The organism is Kineococcus sp. NBC_00420 (assembly GCF_036021035.1).
Taxonomy (GTDB): Bacteria; Actinomycetota; Actinomycetes; order Actinomycetales; family Kineococcaceae; genus Kineococcus.
Genome location: NZ_CP107930.1, coordinates 896,490 through 915,249, shown reverse-complemented (window position 1 = coordinate 915,249; position 18,760 = coordinate 896,490). Strand labels below are relative to the sequence as shown.

At 72.9% G+C, this 18,760-nt stretch carries 14 protein-coding genes; 6 read left to right on the top strand and 8 right to left on the bottom strand.

Annotated features, from left to right (window positions below):
• Positions 1 to 13 precede the first annotated feature (13 nt).
• The 4 genes from OG218_RS04505 to OG218_RS04490 form a co-directional block, all read right to left on the bottom strand.
• The gene (locus OG218_RS04505) at positions 14 to 1,447 is read right to left on the bottom strand and encodes an HNH endonuclease signature motif containing protein (protein ID WP_328292005.1); all 1,434 of its coding nucleotides are present in this window, start codon (positions 1,445 to 1,447) and stop codon (positions 14 to 16) included.
• A 107-nt stretch (positions 1,448 to 1,554) separates the two neighbouring features.
• Positions 1,555 to 2,301, bottom strand: coding sequence for a class I SAM-dependent methyltransferase (locus tag OG218_RS04500; RefSeq protein ID WP_328292004.1), 747 nt, complete (start codon positions 2,299 to 2,301; stop codon positions 1,555 to 1,557).
• Positions 2,301 to 4,649, bottom strand: a complete 2,349-nt coding sequence (locus OG218_RS04495; protein WP_328292003.1) for a glycoside hydrolase family 65 protein — start codon at positions 4,647 to 4,649, stop codon at positions 2,301 to 2,303. The genes OG218_RS04500 and OG218_RS04495 overlap by 1 nt, the downstream gene beginning before the upstream one ends.
• The gene (locus OG218_RS04490; protein ID WP_328292002.1) at positions 4,646 to 5,356 is read right to left on the bottom strand and encodes a beta-phosphoglucomutase family hydrolase; all 711 of its coding nucleotides are present in this window, start codon (positions 5,354 to 5,356) and stop codon (positions 4,646 to 4,648) included. Before OG218_RS04490 ends, OG218_RS04495 begins: the two co-directional genes overlap by 4 nt.
• 80 nt (positions 5,357 to 5,436) lie before the next feature.
• Between OG218_RS04490 and OG218_RS04485 the strand changes: the two genes are divergently transcribed.
• The gene (locus OG218_RS04485) at positions 5,437 to 6,348 is read left to right on the top strand and encodes an NADP-dependent oxidoreductase (protein ID WP_328292001.1); all 912 of its coding nucleotides are present in this window, start codon (positions 5,437 to 5,439) and stop codon (positions 6,346 to 6,348) included.
• On the opposite strand, the gene OG218_RS04480 is transcribed toward OG218_RS04485, so the two are convergent.
• Positions 6,345 to 8,153 (bottom strand): sugar phosphate isomerase/epimerase and 4-hydroxyphenylpyruvate domain-containing protein, encoded by a 1,809-nt coding sequence (locus tag OG218_RS04480; protein WP_328292000.1) that lies wholly within the window; start codon positions 8,151 to 8,153, stop codon positions 6,345 to 6,347. The genes OG218_RS04485 and OG218_RS04480 overlap by 4 nt on opposite strands.
• A gap of 44 nt (positions 8,154 to 8,197) precedes the next feature.
• Between OG218_RS04480 and OG218_RS04475 the strand changes: the two genes are divergently transcribed.
• From OG218_RS04475 to OG218_RS04465, 3 genes are all read left to right on the top strand, one after another.
• Complete coding sequence (locus OG218_RS04475) at positions 8,198 to 8,869, top strand: HAD-IA family hydrolase (RefSeq protein WP_328291999.1); 672 nt, start codon at positions 8,198 to 8,200, stop codon at positions 8,867 to 8,869.
• Between the two features lie 102 nt (positions 8,870 to 8,971).
• Positions 8,972 to 9,946: a 4-hydroxy-tetrahydrodipicolinate synthase gene (gene dapA / locus OG218_RS04470; RefSeq protein ID WP_328291998.1), complete on the top strand. Its 975-nt coding sequence runs from the start codon at positions 8,972 to 8,974 to the stop codon at positions 9,944 to 9,946.
• A complete protein-coding gene (locus tag OG218_RS04465) occupies positions 9,943 to 11,628 on the top strand; it encodes a ribonuclease J (protein ID WP_328291997.1) in 1,686 nt (561 codons plus the stop codon). Before dapA ends, OG218_RS04465 begins: the two co-directional genes overlap by 4 nt.
• A 34-nt stretch (positions 11,629 to 11,662) precedes the next feature.
• On the opposite strand, the gene OG218_RS04460 is transcribed toward OG218_RS04465, so the two are convergent.
• Positions 11,663 to 12,721: a tetratricopeptide repeat protein gene (locus OG218_RS04460; RefSeq protein WP_328291996.1), complete on the bottom strand. Its 1,059-nt coding sequence runs from the start codon at positions 12,719 to 12,721 to the stop codon at positions 11,663 to 11,665.
• A 42-nt stretch (positions 12,722 to 12,763) separates the two neighbouring features.
• On the opposite strand from OG218_RS04460, the gene OG218_RS04455 reads away from it, so the two are divergent.
• Positions 12,764 to 13,453 carry a hypothetical protein gene (locus tag OG218_RS04455; protein WP_328291995.1) on the top strand — a complete coding sequence of 230 codons (690 nt, stop codon included), beginning with the start codon at positions 12,764 to 12,766 and terminating at the stop codon, positions 13,451 to 13,453.
• 2 nt (positions 13,454 to 13,455) lie between these two features.
• Here the strand turns inward: OG218_RS04455 and OG218_RS04450 are convergent, their stop codons facing one another.
• A complete protein-coding gene (locus OG218_RS04450) occupies positions 13,456 to 14,676 on the bottom strand; it encodes an AAA family ATPase (RefSeq protein ID WP_328291994.1) in 1,221 nt (406 codons plus the stop codon).
• Positions 14,673 to 15,773, bottom strand: a complete 1,101-nt coding sequence (locus OG218_RS04445; protein WP_328291993.1) for a heparan-alpha-glucosaminide N-acetyltransferase domain-containing protein — start codon at positions 15,771 to 15,773, stop codon at positions 14,673 to 14,675. The genes OG218_RS04450 and OG218_RS04445 overlap by 4 nt, the downstream gene beginning before the upstream one ends.
• Positions 15,774 to 15,919: 146 nt before the next feature.
• Between OG218_RS04445 and OG218_RS04440 the strand changes: the two genes are divergently transcribed.
• On the top strand, positions 15,920 to 18,718 hold the full coding sequence (locus OG218_RS04440; protein ID WP_328291992.1) for an FtsK/SpoIIIE family DNA translocase: 2,799 nt from the start codon (positions 15,920 to 15,922) through the stop codon (positions 18,716 to 18,718).
• The last annotated feature ends 42 nt before the right edge of the window (positions 18,719 to 18,760 follow it).

The following is an 18,760-nucleotide window of genomic DNA, read 5'->3' as shown; positions in this document are numbered from 1 at the left end:
CGTGTGTGAGCGTCTAGAACGGTGGTTCGTCGGGGAGTCCGGACCACAGTTCCGTGGGCTTTCCGGTTCGGGCGGTGAGCCTGGCGTGGTGGGCTTTCGTGGCTTCGAAGACGTACTGGGTCTTGAAGCGGTGATGACCCCGGCAGTAGGCCCGGAGGTTTCCTGCGGTGGTCTGGCCTTGGGGCCAGGGGATCGTGTGGTCGAGGTCGCAGTTCACGGCGGGGACGTGGCAGCCGGGTGCTTGGCAGTACTCGTCGCGGGCGGTGATGAAGCGGCGCATGGCGTCGGTGATGGCGTAGGCCTTGGCTCCGACGTCGAGGACCTCGCGGGTTCCCTTCGAGGCGACGACCTTCTGCCACATCGCGCCGACGCTGGTGGCGAGTTCGCGGGCGACGTGGGCGGGGACGGGTCCGACGCCGTCGACGGTGGCTTCGTCGTCGTCGAGGCCGAGGAGGGTGGTGGCGTCGACGCGGACGTGGACCTGGACCGACGTCGCGGGGCGGTGGGTGCGCCCGATCACGGCGGGTGAATCAGCGGTGGCAAGTGTGGTGGGATCCGAGAGGGCGGGGACGGCGCGGTCCATGGCGTCGGTGAGCATGTCGACGATGACGTCGCGGACGCGTTGCCCGTGGGAGCGGGTGTCAGTGATGCCGGCCTTCTTCGCCGTGTCGGCGGCCTGATCGGCGGCGGCGTTGGTGTGGGCGACCAGGCGCAGGGCGAAGGCGGTGGGTGCGATGAATCCGAGGTGGCTGTGGAGGCCGTCTTCGCACGGGGTGTGTCCCAGTCCGCGAGGGTCGTCGTTCTTCTCCAGGACGACGGACTCGTAGCCGGGCGTCAGCTCCCTGACCTTCCGGGAGCACTTGATGCCGAGTTTCCGCCCGGTCAGTCCTGCTTGGGCGTGGTGGACGGCGTCGGAGAGGTAGTCCTGCAGGGCGGTGACGTAGGCCTCGCCGGCCAGCAGCTTCTCGCCTTCCTCAGCGTGGATGGAGGTGACGCGTCCGTCGGGGTCGACCTCTTCGGTGAGGGTGGCGACTCGGGCGCCGAGGCGCTCGGCGTGGTCTTCGATGGTGCGGGCCTGGTAGCGGGTGACACTGCCGTCGGCGACGGCTTGCCAGAGAACTTGGTGGTCGTGGCCTCTGCGCCAGGCGTTGTGGATGGTGGCGCGGGCTCGGTCGAAGTCCATGCCTTCGTCGCGGGAGTACTCCTCGGCGACGAGGTCGACGGCGGCCTCCCAGCGGTCGAACCCGGATCCCGTGATGGTGACGCCGCGGTCGTCGAGCTGGTCGAGGTCGGGGTGGGGGGAGTCGTGGACCATCTGGACGGCGTCGGCGACGCCGAAGTAGAACATGGCGTGGGCGGCGTCGGCGAAGCGGCGGTACTTGCCGGGGAGGCCGAAGGCGACCCCGGTGGGGGCCTCTCCTGCTACGTCCGCGAGTGCCGCTGTCATGTCGTGAGTCTATCGCGTTCGAATGATTCGAACAAGCTCTTGTCGGCTGCGGTGCAACGATTGTGGGTGCAGCGATGGGTGCAGCGATGGGTGCGGAAAACGTGGTGTCACCGTCGGCGGAGGACGATCAGAGGCGTCACGTAGTCCTCCAGGACCGAACCGCCGAGTTCCTCGACCGCCCCCGCAGCCTCGTCCACCTCGGCCTCGTTCCAGTTGCTGAAGGTGGAGAACAGGTCGTGCACCTGGGTGGTCGTGAGGTCGATCGACCAGCGGAACTCCTCGACGTGGCGAGGCGCGAACAACCCGCCGGACGTCAGTCGGGTCACCCAGTCCGCGGTGTCGAGTTCGCCGGGGCCGGAGGGAGTCGGCGTCGAGCGGCGTGAGGTGACCTCGGCGATGCGGGCGCGGAACGGGGTGAGGGCCGCTGTCGGGTCTCCGAAGGCGTTGCGGACGACGACGAACGAACCGTTCGGGACGAGCCACCGGTGCAGCGCGGGCAGGACGACGTCGAGGTCGAACCAGTGCACGGACGTCGCCGCCACGGCCACGTCGAAGGAGGCCGTCGGGAACCAGGCGGTCTCCGCAGTGCCCACCCGCACCTCGACGTCCGGGAGGTTCCGGCGCAGCGACCGGGCCAGGTGCGGACCGGGTTCGACGGCGGTCACCGAGGTCCCGGCCGCCGTCAACGACCGGGTGGCCTGCCCGGTCCCCGCCCCCAGTTCCAGGACCCGCGCCCCCGGCACGAGGACCTCGAGTTCTCGCAGCCGGGCCCACACGACGTCGGGGTAGGGCGGGCGCCCCCGGTCGTAGACGTCCGCGTGCGCGTCGAAGTGCCTGGGTCGCGGGGCCGGCATCAGTGGGTGCGGTGCACCGGAGCCCGACCGGGCGGCTGCTGCGGCCGGGGGAGCAGGGGTTCGAGGTGGGTGATGGGTCGGGTCACGGGGGAACCCGTCGTCACCGTCACAGGCTCCCCGGCGTGGACGAGTTCCACGGTGGAGTCGTGGTCGCGCATCGTGTAGGTGACCTCGTCACCCGTGATGTCGACGCACACCTTCGCGTCCCGCCAGCGGATCGAGAACCGCAGCCGGGAGATGCCGTGCGGGAGGCGGGGGTCGAAGGTCAACCGGCCGCCGCTGTCACGCATCCCCCCGAAACCGTGGACGAGGGCGAGCCACGTCCCGGCCAGGGAGGCCATGTGCAACCCGTCGGCGGAGTTGTGGTGCAGGTCGCGCAGGTCGACCGTCGCGGCTTCGTAGACGTAGTCGTGGGCGAGTTCGAGGTGGCCGACCTCGGCGGCCGTGATCGCCTGGATCGCCGCGGACAGCGAGGAGTCGCGGACGGTGCGGCGTTCGTAGTAGTCCACGGCCCGGGCCTTGTCCTCGGCGCTGAACCGCTCGGGGAACCAGAACAGCGCCATCTGCAGGTCGGCCTGCTTGATGACCTGCCTGCGGTACAGGTCGAAGTACGGCGAGTGCAGCAACAACGGGTAGTCCTGGTGCGCGGCGAAGTCCCACTCGGGTCGCCGGGTGAAACCCTCGCACTGCTCGTGGACGCGCAGTTCCTCGGAGTAGGGGACGTGCACGGCCTCGGCCGCGTCGCGCCACGTCGCCTGTTCCTCGAGGTCGACGTCGAGGGACCGGGCCAGGTCCGGGTGGCGTTGGCACGCGGCCGCGGCGACGGACAGGTTGTGCGCTGCGGCCAGGTTCGTGAACGTGTTGTCGGCCACGACCGCGGTGTACTCGTCCGGTCCGGTCACGCCCGCGACGTGCCAGGACCCAGCGGAGTCGTGGTGTCCCAGCGACATCCACAACCGGGCCGTCTCCACCAGGACCACGAGCCCGCCGTCGGTCTCCAGGCCCGTGCTGCCGGTGGCGACGCGGTAGCGCTCGACCGCGGCCGCGATGTCGGCGTTCACGTGGAACGCCGCAGTCCCCGCCGGCCAGTAGCCGGAGGACTCCGCTCCGCGGATCGTCCGCCACGGGAACGCCGCCCCGCGCAGTCCGAGTTCCCCGGCGCGCTGGCGGGCCGGCTCGATCGCCGAGGCGCGCCAGCGCAACGCGTCGGCGACCGTGTCCGGGGCGGTGTAGGTCAGGACCGGCAGGACGTAGGCCTCCGTGTCCCAGAACGTGTGCCCGTCGTACCCGGGACCGGTCAGCCCCTTGCCGGGGATCCCGCGTCCCTCGGCGCGCGCGGCGGCCTGCAGGACGTGGAAGAGGGCGAACCGGACCGCCTGCTGCACCTCGGCGTCACCCTCGACCTGGACGTCGGCGGAGTCCCAGAACTCGGCCAGGTACTCCCGCTGCTCCTGCAGCAGCCCCTCGAACCCCGTGAAGCGCGCACCGCTGAGGGCACCCGCCACCTGGTCGCGCAACGCGGGCTGGGACCGCAGGCTGGACCAGCCGTAGGCCACGAACTTCGTCAACCTGACGCGCTCCCCGGCCGGGACGGAGCAGACGACCGTCGTGCGCGCCCAGTCCTCGGCGTCGTGGGTCTCGACCTCGATCCGTCCGGGGGCCTCGACGTGGTTCTCCATGCCCGCGGCCATCTGCAGCCCGCTGGTCCGCGTGCGGTGCACCAGGGTCGCCCCGGCCCGACCGGAGTCGTGCTCCACCGACACCAGCGGCGAGGTCAGCACGGCGGAGACCCGCGGGTCCCCGGACTGCGCCGGCAACGCCTCGTTCGCGACGAGTTCGGACTGCAGGGTGACCCGGACCTCGCGGTCCACGGCCTCGACGACGTACTCGATCGCCGCCACGGCGCGCTGGACGAACGACACCAGGCGGGTGCTGCGGATCCGGACGCGCTTCCCGGCGGGGGAGGTCCAGTCCACCGACCGCACCAGGGTGCCGGCCTGCAGGTCGAGCACCCGTTCGTGGGCGGTGAGTTCTCCGTAGCGGACGTCGAAGGGTTCGTCGTCGACGAACAACCGCACGATCTTCCCGTCGGTGACGTTGACGACGGTCTGCCCCACCTCGGGGTAGCCGTAGCCCGCCTCCGCGTAGGGCAACGGGCGTTCCTCGTAGAAGGAGTTCAGGTAGGTGCCGGGGAGACCGTGGGGTTCCCCCTCGTCCAGGTTCCCGCGGAAACCGATGTGGCCGTTGGACAGGGCGAAGACCGACTCGGCGTTGCCGAGGATGTCCAGGTCGAGGCGCGTCTCGCGCACGTGCCAGGGCTCGACCGGGAAGGCGTCCTGGGCGATCACCTGCGGCCTCCCAGCAGTTCGGCGAGGTCCTGCACGACGACGGTCGCGCCGTGCTCGCGCAACGCCTCGGCGTGACCGACGCGGTCGACCCCGACGACCGCCCCGAATCCGCCGGCGCGACCGGCTTCGACCCCGGACAGGGCGTCCTCGAAGACGGCGGCCCGGCTCGGGTCCACGCCCAGTGCCTTCGCCCCGGCGAGGAAGCTGTCGGGCGAGGGTTTGCCCGCGAGGTGCTGCTCGCGCAACGTGACCCCGTCGACGCGCTCCTCGACGAACTGGGCCAACCCGGTGACCTCGAGCACCTGGCGGGTGTTCGCGCTGGAGGAGACGACCGCGCGGCGCAGACCGGCGGCCTGCGCGGCCTGCAGGTAGCGGCGCGACCCCTCGTAGACCCGGACGCCGTCCTGGTCGATCCGGCGCAGCAGGTCGCGGTTCTTGCGGTCCCCGAGCTCCTGCACCGTCTCGTCGGAGACGGTGATCCCGCGGCTGGCGAGGAAGTCCCGCACGCCGGCCTCGCGCGGCTTGCCGTCGACGAACTCGCCGTAGTCCCGGACCGGGTCGAAGGGGCGGTAGTCCTGTCCGTCCCGATCGCGCAGGAAGGCGTCGAAGGTCGCCTTCCACGCCTGGTCGTGGACGGAGGCGGTGTCGGTGAGGACCCCGTCGAGGTCGAAGAGGAGGGCGGTCACGTGGTCCGGTAGGCCGAGCACGTGGTCATCCTCCGGGCTGCACCGCCCGACTGCACCCGGACAGGCTTGCTCTCGGCCTGCGTTCAGGACACTCTCACGGGATGAGCAGAGCGGTGCGGTTCGAGCGATGGGGTGGACCCGACGTCCTGCACGTCGTCGAGGTGCCGACCGCGGCCCCCGGAGCCGGGGAGGTGCGGGTCACCGTGCGCGCCGCCGGCATCACCGCGGGGGAGTCCGCGGCCCGCGAGGGCGCGCTGGCCCAGCTCTACCCGACGGCGTTCCCCGCCGGCACCGGCGCCGAGTTCGCGGGCGTGGTCACCGACACCGGTCCCGGCGTCAGCGGCGTCACCGTCGGCGAGGAGGTCTTGGGCTGGAGCCCGGACCGGGGCGGGCACGCCGACGTCGTCGTGGTCCCGGCCGAGGCCGTGGTTCCCAAACCGGCGGGCGTCTCCTGGGAGGTCGCCGGAGCCCTCTACGTCGCCGGGGTCACCGCGTACTCCTGCGTCGAGAGCACGGGGGTGCGTGACGGCGACGTCGTCCTCGTCCTGGGGGCGACGAGCGACGTCGGCACGCTGACCGTCCAGCTGGCCCGGCTCTGCGGTGCGACCGTCGTGGGCGTCGCCGACCTCGTCCACCACGAGTGGTTGCACGCCCACGGCGCGGACGCCGTCGTCCCCGCCGAGGACGGCGACGGTCTGGCCCGGACGCTGCGCCGGCGCGGGGTGGCCGTGGACGTGATCGTCGACACCACGGGTTTCGAGGTGGACGCTCTCGCCCGGGCCTTCGGGGTGGACGTCGCGCGGTGCGCCGCGGCGCTGCCGCTCGATGCCGACCTGGAGTTCGGCGTGGACCAGGCGCGTCGACCGGAGGTCCTCACCGAACTCGCCGAGCTCGTCGCCGCGGACCGCCTGCACGTCCCCATCGCCGGTTCGTTCCCGTTGGCGCAGGTGCAGGACGCGTTCGCGATGGCGGAACGTCCGCACCCGCAGGGCCGGATCGTCCTGCTGCCCTAAGCCTCCGGGTGGCGCCGTTGCGCCGCGAGGCGCACGGGCGTGTTGACCGCCCCGAACCCGTGGTACCCGCCGCGGCGTTCCAGCACCTCGACGAAGAACTCCCGGCTGAGGGCGCGGGTGAAGAACTGCAACAGTTCCCCGCCGTCCTCGTCGCGGTCGTAGAGCACCCCGTGGGCGCGCAACCGGTCCAGGAACTCCGGGGCCAGGCCGAACCGGGCGTCGAGGTCGTCGTAGTAGTTCTGCGGGACGTCCAGCGGCTGACCTCCGGCGGCGACGAACGCGGCCGCGGCGCTGAGGACGTCGGTGGTCCGGAACGCGACGTGACCCGAGGCGAACGGTCGTCCCTTGAGGTGCGCGGAGGTGGGACCCACGTTGAGGGCGATCCGGATCGCCGCGTCGGCGGAGGAGTGCGCCCGGGAGCGCACCAGCCCGTCGGGTGCGGCGACCTCGCTGAGTTCCCCGCCGCGCAACCCGAGGACGGCGGTGAGGAACAGTCCCGTGGAGTCGAAACCCGCGAACGGCTGGGGCAGGGCGACGTGGTCGATCTCGACCAGGCCGGACCCTCCCACGGGTTCCCCCGCGGGCAGCGGCTCGACCGGCACGAAGTCGTCGAGCCAGTCGGGGTCCTCGCCGCAGAACTGCACCCAGGTCCCGTCCGGTGCGACCAGGGACGGGATCTCCGCCTCGCCGGTGCCGACGGGACGGTGCACGACGGCCGCGAGGAGTTCCCGGGACCGCTCGGCCAACGCGTGCGGTGCGGCGGCCTGCAGACCCAGGGCGGACAACCGGGCCCGTTCGCTGGTCGGCCGGCGGTTCACGACGACCCGGACCCCGGCGTTGCCCCAGAGGTCGACCTCGCCGCGGCGGTGGGTCCCGGTGCGCCGGAAACCCAGTGCGTGCAGCAGGTCCGCGACGTCGGAGGCGCCTTCGGAGGCGACGTCGGAGGCTGCGACCTCGACGAACGCCCAGCCGGTCGGGGTCGGGGCCTGCGGCAGGGTCCCGGGCGTGGCGAGGTCGGCCAGGTGGCGCAGCGAACGGAGCGCGTCGACCGCCGTGCGACCCGGGTCGGCCTGGCGGTACACGTCGTTGAACACCTCCAGCGACACCGGCCCGTCGTAGGGGTTGGCGAGGACGGCGCGGTGGAAACCCGTCAGGTCGAAACCCCCCTGACCGGGGAACAGGCGGTGGTGCCGGCTCAACGGAAGGAGGTCCATGCCCAGCGGCGGGGCGTCCGCCACCTGGTAGAAGAACAGTTTCTCCAGTCCCGCGATCGCCGCCGGGTCGTCCCCGCGGGAGAGGACGTGGAAGGAGTCGACGCAGGTCCCCAGCGAGGGGTGGTCGGCGGCCGCGACGATCCGCGCGCCGTGCCGGTAGTCGGACACGTGGGTGCCCCAGGCGAGCGCCTCGTAGGCCAGCCGGACACCGTGGCCGGCGGCGACCTCGGCGAGGGTCCGCAGCTGGTCGGCGAGCTCCCCGTCGTCCCGGACGGCGCCGGGGTGGACCGAGGAGCACACGAGCAGCAGGTCGCAGCCGAGCTCGCGCACCACCTCGCACTTGCGGTGCAGCCGCTGCGCGGTGCGGGCCTGCACCGTCGCGTCGACGTGGTCGGGGTCGCGGAACGGCTGGAACAGCGCGATGCGGACCCCGAGGTCGGCGGCGAGCGCCCGGACGTCCTTCGGGGCCAGCGGGGAGGCGACGAGGTCGGGTTCGAACACCTCGACGGCGTCGAACCCGGCGACCGCCGCGGCCCGCAGCTTCTCCGGCAGCGACCCGGCCAGGCTCACGGTGGCGATCGACGTCTGCACAACCCCCACGGTCGCACGCCCACCCCGGCTCGTAGGGTGCGCTCGTGACCGTCCCCGTGCTCGATCCCGTCCTGGACCGCCCGTTCGCAGCAGTCCTCTTCGACATGGACGGCACGCTCGTCGACTCCACGGCCGCCATCAACCGGAGCTGGACGACGTGGGCGGTCGAACACGGGATCACCGCCGAGCAGCTCGCGGGGACGCACGGGCGTCCCGCCCCGGAGATCGTGGCCGACCTCGTCGGGCCCGACCGCTTCGCCGCCGCCTCGGCGCGCATCACCGAGCTCGAGATCCTCGACGTCGACGGGGTCGTGCAGCTGCCCGGGGTGGCGGACCTGCTGGCCGGGTTGCCCCCGCAGGCGTGGGCGATCGTCACGTCGTGCTCGTCGCCGTTGGCCGACGCGCGCCGGGGGGCCGCGGGGCTGCCCGACCCGCGGGTGCTGGTCACCTTCGACGACGTCGAGCACGGCAAGCCCGCGCCGGACTGCTTCCTGCTCGGCGCCGTCCGTCTCGGGGTCGACCCGGCCGACTGCCTGGTCGTCGAGGACGCCCCCGCGGGTCTCGCCGCGGCCCGGGCCGCGGGCTGCGCGACCCTCGCCGTGCGCACGACCCACCCGGAGGGACCGTTGGACGCCGACCTCGTCGTCCCGCTGCTCAGCTCGGTGCGGATCACCCCCGGTGACGGTGGTCTGAGGCTGACCCTCGAGCGGGTGTAACGCTCGCCCGCGCCGCCCCGATGACACCTCAGGACCCGGTCGCTGCCCGGACCCCCGAGCGGGCAGCGACCGGGTCCTTCCCGTGGCGGTAACCTCAGGAGCATGTCGACCGCCACCGCAGCAGCGCCCCACCGTCCCTTCGGGACGGTGCTGTCGGCGATGGTGACCCCGTTCACCGCGACGGGTGCCCTGGACCTCGACGCGGCCGCCGCGCTCGCCGTGCACCTCGTGGAGCACGGTCACGACGGTCTGGTCGTCAGCGGGACGACGGGGGAGTCGCCCACGACCAGCGACGACGAGAAGGACCGCCTGCTGCGTGCCGTCCTCGACGCCGTCGGTGACCGCGCCCGCGTCGTCGCGGGGGTCGGCACCAACGACACCGCGCACACGGTGGAGCTGGCCCGCTCGGCCGAGAAGGCCGGCGCCCACGGGCTGCTCGTCGTCACCCCGTACTACAACAAGCCGCCGCAGGCCGCCCTCGCCCAGCACTTCACCACGGTGGCCGACGCGAGCGGCCTGCCGGTGATGCTCTACGACATCCCCGGCCGCTCGGGTGTCCCCATCGACACCGAGACCCTGGTGGCGGTCGCCGCGCACGAGCGGATCGTCGCCGTGAAGGACGCCAAGGGCGACTCGATGGCGACCTCGTGGGTCCTGGCCCGCACCGACCTCGCGTACTACTCCGGTGACGACGCCGTGAACCTGCCGCTGCTGGCGCAGGGAGCCTGCGGGATCGTCTCCGTCGTCAGCCACGTCGCGGGCCGTGAGTACGCCGCGATGATCGCGGCGCTGGACGCGGGGGACCTCGTGACGGCCCGGACGATCCACACCGACCTGCTGCCCGCCGTGCGCGGGATCATGACCCGCACCCAGGGTGCGGTGGCCGTCAAGGCCGCCCTGGAACTGACCGGTGTCCTCACCGGACGTGCCGTCCGCCAGCCGTTGCTGGCGGCCACCCCCGAGGAGGTCGACGCCATCGCCGCCGACCTCTCCCTCGCCGGGCTCGACACCCCCGAGAACTCAGCTCGACCCAACCCCACGGCAGCGGCCGCCCAGGCCGCAGGAGGAGCCGCATGAGCCACCCCCACCCCGAACTCACCAGCCCCCCACCGTTGGCCGACGGCGCCCTGCGCGTCGTCGGTCTCGGTGGGCTCGGCGAGGTCGGGCGCAACATGACCGTCTTCGAGTTCCAGGGGAAGCTGCTCGTCGTCGACTGCGGCGTGCTGTTCCCCGAGGACCACCAGCCCGGCGTGGACCTGATCCTGCCGGACTTCTCCTCGATCGCCGACCGCCTCGACGACATCGTCGCGGTCGTGCTGACCCACGGGCACGAGGACCACATCGGGGCGGTCCCGTACCTGCTCAGGCTGCGCGGGGACATCCCGTTGCTGGGTTCGCAGCTGACCCTCGCCCTCGTCGAGGCGAAGCTGAAGGAACACCGCATCAAGCCCTACACGCTGGGGGTGCGAGAGGGTCAGGTCGAACAGCTCGGGCCGTTCAGCTGCGAGTTCATCGCGGTGAACCACTCGATCCCCGACGCGCTGGCCGTCGCGATCCGCACCGACGCGGGACTCGTCCTGCACACCGGTGACTTCAAGATGGACCAGTTGCCGCTGGACAACCGCATCACCGACCTCAACGCGTTCGCGCGTCTCGGTGACGAGGGTGTCGACCTGTTCTGCGTCGACTCCACCAACGCCGAGGTCCCGGGTTTCACCGCCCCGGAACGCGACATCGGCCCGGTGCTGGAGCAGTTGTTCGGCCGCGCCGAGCACCGCATCATCGTGGCGTCCTTCGCCTCGCACGTGCACCGCGTCCAGCAGGTCCTGAACGCCGCGGACGCCCACGGCCGCAAGGTCGCCCTCGTCGGCCGCTCGATGGTCCGCAACATGGGCATCGCCGCCGAGCTCGGGTACCTGCAGGTGCCGAAGAACATCCTCATCGACCTCAAGCAGGTCGACGACCTGCCCGACGACCGCGTCGTGCTCATGTGCACCGGGTCGCAGGGTGAACCGATGGCCGCGCTGTCGCGGATGGCCAACCGCGACCACCGCATCTCCGTCGACGCCGGGGACACCGTCATCCTCGCCAGCTCGCTCATCCCGGGCAACGAGAACGCCGTCTACCGCGTCGTCAACGGTCTCGCCCGCCTCGGGGCGACGGTCGTGCACCAGCAGAGCGCGAAGATCCACGTCTCCGGGCACGCCAGCGCCGGGGAACTGCTCTACTGCTACAACATCCTCAAGCCGCGCAACGTGATGCCGGTGCACGGCGAGATCCGGCACCTGCTCGCCAACGCCGAACTCGCCGTCAAGACGGGGGTTCCGCGCGAACGCGTCGTCATCGCCGAGGACGGCGTCGTCGTCGACCTCGTGGACGGCAAGGCGAGCATCGTCGGCAACGTGCCCGTCGGCTACGTCTACGTCGACGGCTCCACCGTCGGCGAGATCACCGAGGCCGACCTGAAGGACCGCCGGATCCTCGGCGAAGAGGGTTTCATCTCCATCTTCGTCGCCGTCGACTCCGTCACCGGCAAGGTCGTGTCCGGGCCGGAGTTCAACGCCCGCGGCTTCATGGGCGAGGACCCCAACCGCTTCGCGGCCATCAAGACCCGCGTCGAGAAGGCCCTCAACGACGCCTCGACCGGACCGGTGGACGTCCACCAGCTCCAGCAGATCGTGCGCCGCACGGTCGGCACCTGGGTGTCGCAGGCGCACCGTCGCCGGCCGATGATCGTGCCGGTCGTCGTCACCGCCTGAGTCCGGTACGTCCCTCGCAGCCGTCCCGCCGGGTTCAGTCCCGGCGCGGGCGGCTGCGTCGCACCACGAACCCGAACACGACGTTCACCAGGAACAGCACCCGGAAGACCTCGAACGCGCCGGGACCGGCGACGGTCTCCAGCGGGGCGACGGCGATCCCGACGCAGGCGAGCAGCAGCAGCGCGGCGATGACCCAGGCGCTCACCAGCAACGGACGCTGCCGGGAACGCTGGAGCACCGCGGCCCGCACCGCCGTCGGGGTGCTCCGCCAGGCGCTGGCCGTCCAGGCGCCGAGACCGGCGACGGCGACGAGCAGCACCACGAGGCGCACCGGGAAGCCCGTGCCCGTCCCGCTCTCGACCGCTCCGCCGACCAGCAGCGCGAGGACGGCGAGCGCGCTCCCGATCCAGATCCGGCGCGCGAAGGCGAGCGCGAGCACGTCGACGTTGAACCGCGCCGTCGCGCTGTGCGGGTCGGCCAGCAGCGAGTCCCCGAGGAACCTGGCCGCGCCGCCGAGGCGGTGGGAGTTCAGCGCGATGACGCCCAGGTTGTTCAGCGCCTCGGGGTGCTGCGGGTCCAGTTCCAGCGCTGCGGCGTAGGCCCTGCGGGCGCGACCCCGGCGGCCGCGCTGCTGCAGGGCGAGACCCAGGACGAACAACGGGTGCGCCATCCCCGGCCCCGCGGCCACGGCCCGCTCGGCCGTGGTGACGGCCTCGCGGCGGGTGCTGCGGCGGTCGCTGAGGGCGGTGGCGAGCTGGGCCAGGGCGTAGGGGTGGTGCGGGTTGGCGCGCACTCCGTCGCGCGCCGCCTGCAGCGCGGCGTCGTGGTGGCCGAGACGTTGCAGCGCCACGCTGAGCAGCCGGTGGCCGTGCTCGTGCTGGGGTTCCGCGGCGATCGCCGCGGTGGCGGCCTGCGCGGCGGCTTCCGGGCGGTCGAGCTGGAGTTCCGCCATGGCCGCCAACCGCAGGGCCTCCCCGTGGTGCGGGTCGCTCGCGAGGACGTCGTGCACGGCCCGCAACGACTGCTCCCAGCGTCCCGCGTCGGCGAGGGCCTCGGCCCGACGCAACCGGACGTCGGGGGTCCAGTCGGTCACTCGAGCAGGGTACGTCGTGGGCGCGGTGCTAGGTTTCCTGCTGTGCCGATCCGCCGCCCCTCGCGCGGCGACGCTCCCTACTCCCCGCGTCATTCCACGGGCGGGATCTTCGGCAGCCGTGCCGTGCGGGTCGTCGCCGCCGGAGCGGTGGTGGCCGCCGGTGTCGTCGGGGTGGTGTGGCCCGGGGGGCGCGACCGCCCCGGACAGGTCCAGGTGCTGCCGTCCGCGGTGAGCAGCGCGCCGACCGCGGCCGTCGTCGCGACAGCCAGCCCGCCCGTGACGGGGACCGGGACGGTGACCGCCTCCGTGGCGCCGCGTGTTCTCGCCACGGTGGTCCCGTCGGGAAGCTCTACGACGCAACCGGTCCCGACCCGGACGACCTCGGCCCCGTCGGCTCCCGCACCTGCCGTCTCGTCGACGACCACGTCGGCGCCGGGTCCGGCGCCCGTCGTCGCCCCCACTCCCGACCCCGACCCCGCGCCGGCGACGAGCCGGACCCCGCCGCCGGCGGCGCGCACGGCGCCGGAAGCCGGGCCGGGGCGCGTGCTGCTGCGCGGGACCGTTCCGCTGCCGGACCTGCCCCCGGGGTGGGACGTGCCGACGGGCTCGACGAGCGTACGGATCCCCCTGCCCGACCCGGTGACGGTCACCGCTGAGGTCGGGGCCCCGGCGCCGGACCAGGCGGAGGTCGAGATCACCGTCGAACGCGGCGACCGGCCCAGCGCCGGCTGAGTTCAGCGCCGACGGCGCCGCAGGTAGGCCTGGAGTTCGTCCCAGCTGCCGTCGGCGTTGGCGTAGGTCGCGACGTTGCGGGCGGAGTCGAACCACGGACCGGTCGAGGGCCGGACCTGGGTGAGGGCCTGCCGGAGGTCCGCGGTGGTGATGGGCCGGACCGTGCCGGAACGCATCGAGTCGCGCAGGGCGTGTTCCGCCGCGGTCTCGGCGACGTGGGCGAGGTCGGCCCCGGAGAAACCGTCCGTGCGGGCGGCGACCCCGGCGAGGTCCAGGTCCTGCGTGGGGCGGTCGCGGAGGTGGTGTTCCAGCACCGCGATCCGGGCGGCCTCGTCCGGGGGCAGGACGAGCAGCATCCGGTCTAAGCGTCCCGGCCGGCGCAACGCCGGGTCCACGTCCCACGGGGCGTTGGTGGCCGCCAGCACGAACACGCCCTCGTTGTCGCCGTCCATGCCGTCGAGTTCCCCGAGGAACTGCTGCACGGTCGTCCGCATCCCCGAGGACCGGTTGCCGGTGCGGGACATGCCGAGTCCGTCGACCTCGTCGAAGAACAGCACGCACGGGGCGTGACGACGGGCCTCCTCGAAGAGGGCGTGCAGGTTCTTCTCGCTGTTCCCGATCCACATGTCCAGGACGTCGGACAACCCCACGGAGAGGAAGTGCGCGCCCATCTCGCCGGCCACGGCCCGGGCGATGAACGTCTTGCCGCACCCGGGCGGGCCGTAGAGCAGCAGACCGCCGCGCAGGCTCTTGCCGTAGAGGGCCCGCAGCTCCGGGTTGCGCAGGGGGCCGAGGAACGCGAGGTCGAGGCGTTCCTTGACCTCGGCCATCCCGGCGACGTCGGCGAGGGTGACGCGGGGGCGTTGGACCTCGGCCGTCGTCCCGGGGTCGACCTCGTCGTCGTGGGCCGTGAGTCCGCTGGTGTCGAGGGGGCCGAGGTCGGCCTCGGCGCTGGCCCAGTCGAAGGCGTGCTTGGCCACGGGGGCCGGGGGTGCCGGGGGAGGGGCGGGGAGGTGCAGCGAGCGCTGCACGAGGTCGCGGGCGGGCCCCGACGTGGGGTCCTGGGCGAGGACGCGCGACGCGTGGGCCAGGGCGGCGTCCGCGTCACCGACGCTCAGCAGGAGTTCGGCGACGTGCAGGCGCAGGGGAGCGTCGTCGGGGGCGGCCTCCAGCGCGGCGAGGAGGCTGCGCAACAACGGGCCGGGATCGCCGGGGGTGCTCACGCAGCCCAGGGTAGGCGCGGCGCCCGCACCAGCGCCGCGGCCCCGGACGCCACCCGGCCGACGACGATCTCCAGCGGCCCCCGCCCCACGGCCAACCGCCAGCCGGTCGCGAACACGACACCGACGAACACGTGGACGACGAGCACGGTCGTCGTCTCCGCCGGCCAGGCGGCCAGGGCGACCACGTGGGCGGTGTAGATCGTCAGCGGCATGGCGCCGAACGCCGCGACCGGCTGCAGGAAGCGGGTGACCGCCGCCGGGAGGAGGCACAGGGCGCCCACGACGGCCAGCGCCGTCCCCGCCGTGTGCAGCAGGTCGAACGGGGTTCCGGAGTGCGGGGCCGCGATCGCGAGCCACCACCGGGTGTCGGTGGGGACGGTGCCGTAGAAGTCCTGGACCTGGCTCAGCGCGGTGCGGCCGCCGAGCGGACCGAGCAGCAGAGCGCTCGCGATCCAGGACCCGCCGGCGGTCAGGGCGCCCGCTCCGAGGAGCCGCGTGCCCACCACGGTGCTTCGCAGGTCGAGCTTCGAGACGGCCAGGCCGAGCAGCAGGTACCCCGCCCAGCCGATGACGGGGTAGTAGCCGGTGAGGGTGAGGGTCTGCAGCAGGTCCCCCGGCCGGGACAGCCAGCCCAGGGTCGGTTGCTCGTAGCGGGCCGGGAGCTCGTAGACGGACCGCAGCGCGAAGGAGGCCACCGGTGCGAGGACGAGCCACCCACCGGCCAGGACGGCGAGGCGCCGGGCCGGCCACCAGAGGAAGGGCAGCACGACCACGAAGGCCACGCCGTAGTACGGGAGGATGATCGCGATGCGGCTCCCCGCGTCCACGAGCAGCAACCCGAGCAGCGCGACGAGCAGGCCGCGGACCACCACCGACGTTCGTGCCGCGGTGCGCTGGTCGCCGCGTGCTCGCGTCGAGAGGCCGAGGGAGAGCCCGGCCAGGACGCCGAACAGGGCCGAGGCCCGGCCGTGGGCCACGGCGTAGAGGACCCCACCGGCTCCCGGGGTCTCCTCGCCGGGGAAGACGTGGATCGCCATCATCCCGACGATGGCGATCGCCCGGGCGAGGTCCACTCCGACGATCCGCGCGCTGCCCACCGCCCCAGTGTGTCGGGTGCGCGCGGCGTGTCGGCGTCGGTCCGCCCGCGGGTCGGGGGACGCTGAGGACCGGCTGGGCGTCCGCTCGGTCGGAGCAGTCGCGCCCGCCGCGGGCTGGACCAGCGTGTCATCGGTACCGTGATCGCATGGCCTCCCCGACGAACGCGCGCACGACCAGCGGTAGGGGAGGTTCCACCAAGGTGGCGACCGGCGGAACACGGGGTGGCACGAAGGCGGGCGCCAAGGCACCCGCACGCAGCAGCACGAGCCGGCCGGCGGCCAACCGCGCCCCGGCCAGGGCGGTCGCCAAGCGACCCGCTGCCGCCCCGGTGCGTTCCGGTCCGTCGTGGCCGGTCCGGGCCGTCTCCGCCGTCTGGATGGGGTGCGCGCACCTCGTGGGCGGCACGGCTCGTCGCGTGGGTGACGGCGCGCGTGACCTCGACCCCGAGCTGCGCCGGGACGGTGCCGGGTTCTTCCTGCTCGCCCTGGCCATCGTCGTCGCCGCCCGGGAGTGGTGGGGACTGCCCGGAACGGCCGGTCGGGTCATCCACACCGTCGTCGCCGGCACCTTCGGTGAGGTCGCGCTGGCGCTGCCCGTCGTGCTCGTCGGGCTGGCCGTGCACCTGCTGCGCCACCCCGACCAGACCCAGGCCACCTCGCGGGCCGTCGTCGGGTCGATCGCGCTGACGCTGTCCGCGGCCGGTCTGGTCCACCTCGCGACCGGGGCGCCCTCGCCGACCGGTCCGGAGGGCGCGGGGGTCGTCACCGACGCGGGCGGGATGCTCGGCTTCCTCGTCGCAGGGCCCCTGACGACCGCGCTGACGCCGTACGTGATGGTTCCCATCCTGGTCCTGCTCGGGTTCTTCGGGGTCCTCGTCCTCACCGCGACGCCGGTGCACGCCATCCCGACCCGCGTGCACGAGGCCTACGAACGTCTCACCCACCACCCCGAGCGCGCCGCGCGCGACGCGGAGCGGGCGGCCGCCCGTCGGGACCTGCCCGCCACGGCGCTGGCCCGCCAGCGGGCGGCCCGGGCCCTCGAGGGCCCGGAGTCCGGGGACACCACCGGGGACACCGCCGAGGACAAGCCGAAGCGCCGGCGTCCGAAGAAGGACGAGGCGCGCGTCGGCGACGAGGCCTTCGACCGTGCTGCGATCACCGAGGCGGAGCTGGCGGCCGCCGAGGAGGAGGCCGCCTCCCGACCCCGACCGGGGCAGCGGCGCGTCGTCCCCTCCGACCCGCCGTCCGTGCGCGAGTCGCTGGAGGCCCGGGACACGCCGATCGTCAACGGAGCCTCCGTCCCGGCGAGCACGCCGAAGGACCTGCCCGCCCCGCCGCACACGCCGATGCCGCCGCGGATCGAGCAGCTCGCGCTCGCCGGCGACGTCACCTACACGCTCCCCGAGCCGGCCGCGCTGGTCCCGGGCACGGTCCCCAAGGAACGCAGCGCCGCCAACGACCGCGTGGTCGAGGCGCTGAGCGAGGTCCTCAACCAGTTCGACATCGACGCCGCCGTCACCGGGTTCTCCCGCGGCCCGACGGTCACCCGCTACGAGGTCGAACTGGGCCGCGGGACGAAGGTCGAACGCGTCACGGCGCTCAGCAAGAACATCGCCTACGCCGTCGCGAGCGCCGACGTCCGCATCCTGTCGCCCATCCCGGGGAAGTCCGCGATCGGCATCGAGATCCCGAACTCCGACCGCGAGACGGTCTCGCTGGGTGACGTGCTGCGCAGCAACGTCGCGACCCGCACCGAGCACCCGATGGTCATGGGGGTCGGCAAGGACGTCGAGGGTGGTTTCGTCATCGCGAACCTCGCGAAGATGCCGCACCTCCTGGTCGCCGGGGCGACCGGCGCCGGCAAGTCGAGCTTCGTCAACTCGATGATCACCTCGATCCTCATGCGCGCGACCCCCGACGAGGTCCGCATGGTGCTCGTCGACCCCAAGCGCGTCGAGCTCACGATCTACGAGGGCATCCCGCACCTCATCACCCCGATCATCACGAACCCGAAGAAGGCCGCCGAGGCGCTGGAGTGGGTCGTGCGCGAGATGGACCTGCGCTACGACGACCTCGCCCAGTACGGGTTCAAGCACCTCGACGACTTCAACAAGGCCGTGAAGGCGGGCAAGGTCCACCCGCCGGAGGGCTCGAAGCGGATCATCCAGCCCTACCCGTACCTGCTGGTGGTCGTCGACGAGCTCGCCGACCTGATGATGGTCGCCCCGCGCGACGTCGAGGCCTCCATCCAGCGCATCACCCAGCTCGCCCGGGCCGCCGGCATCCACCTGGTGCTCGCGACCCAGCGTCCCTCCGTCGACGTCGTGACGGGCCTCATCAAGGCCAACGTGCCGTCGCGGCTGGCGTTCGCGACGAGTTCGCTCGCGGACTCCCGGGTCGTGCTGGACCAGCCGGGGGCCGAGAAGCTCGTCGGGCAGGGCGACGCGCTGTTCCTGCCGATGGGCGCGTCCAAGCCCATGCGCGTGCAGGGGGCGTGGGTCACCGAGAGCGAGATCGAGGCGATCGTCTCGCACGTGAAGTCGCAGCTGCAGCCGACCTACCGCGACGACGTCGTGGTCACGGCGCAGAAGAAGCAGGTGGACGAGGAGATCGGCGACGACCTCGACGTGCTGCTGCAGGCGACGGAACTCGTCGTCACGACGCAGTTCGGGTCGACGTCGATGCTCCAGCGCAAGCTGCGCGTCGGCTTCGCGAAGGCGGGTCGCCTCATGGACCTCCTCGAGTCCCGGGGGGTGGTCGGCCCGAGCGAGGGGTCGAAGGCGCGCGACGTCCTGGTGCGTCCGGACGACCTGGCGGGGACGTTGGCCCTCATGCGCGGCGACGAACCGCCGACGGCGCCGGAGCCGAAGGTCGGGGCGGAGCTCGAGGTCGTGGACGCGGACGAGGGCGGCGAGGACGCCTGGGAGCTGCTCGACCGGCGCTGAATCCTTGCGGCGCACGACACGTCACGGAGAGCAAGCACAACG

Bases quoted from the DNA above. Each gene is read 5' to 3' on its own strand.
- OG218_RS04505 (WP_328292005.1), bottom strand. From the start codon at position 1,447: ATGACAGCGGCACTCGCGGACGTAGCAGGAGAGGCCCCCACCGGGGTC.
- OG218_RS04500 (WP_328292004.1), bottom strand. From the start codon at position 2,301: ATGCCGGCCCCGCGACCCAGGCACTTCGACGCGCACGCGGACGTCTAC.
- OG218_RS04485 (WP_328292001.1), top strand. From the start codon at position 5,437: ATGAGCAGAGCGGTGCGGTTCGAGCGATGGGGTGGACCCGACGTCCTG.
- dapA (WP_328291998.1), top strand. From the start codon at position 8,972: ATGTCGACCGCCACCGCAGCAGCGCCCCACCGTCCCTTCGGGACGGTG.
- OG218_RS04465 (WP_328291997.1), top strand. From the start codon at position 9,943: ATGAGCCACCCCCACCCCGAACTCACCAGCCCCCCACCGTTGGCCGAC.
- OG218_RS04440 (WP_328291992.1), top strand. From the start codon at position 15,920: ATGGCCTCCCCGACGAACGCGCGCACGACCAGCGGTAGGGGAGGTTCC.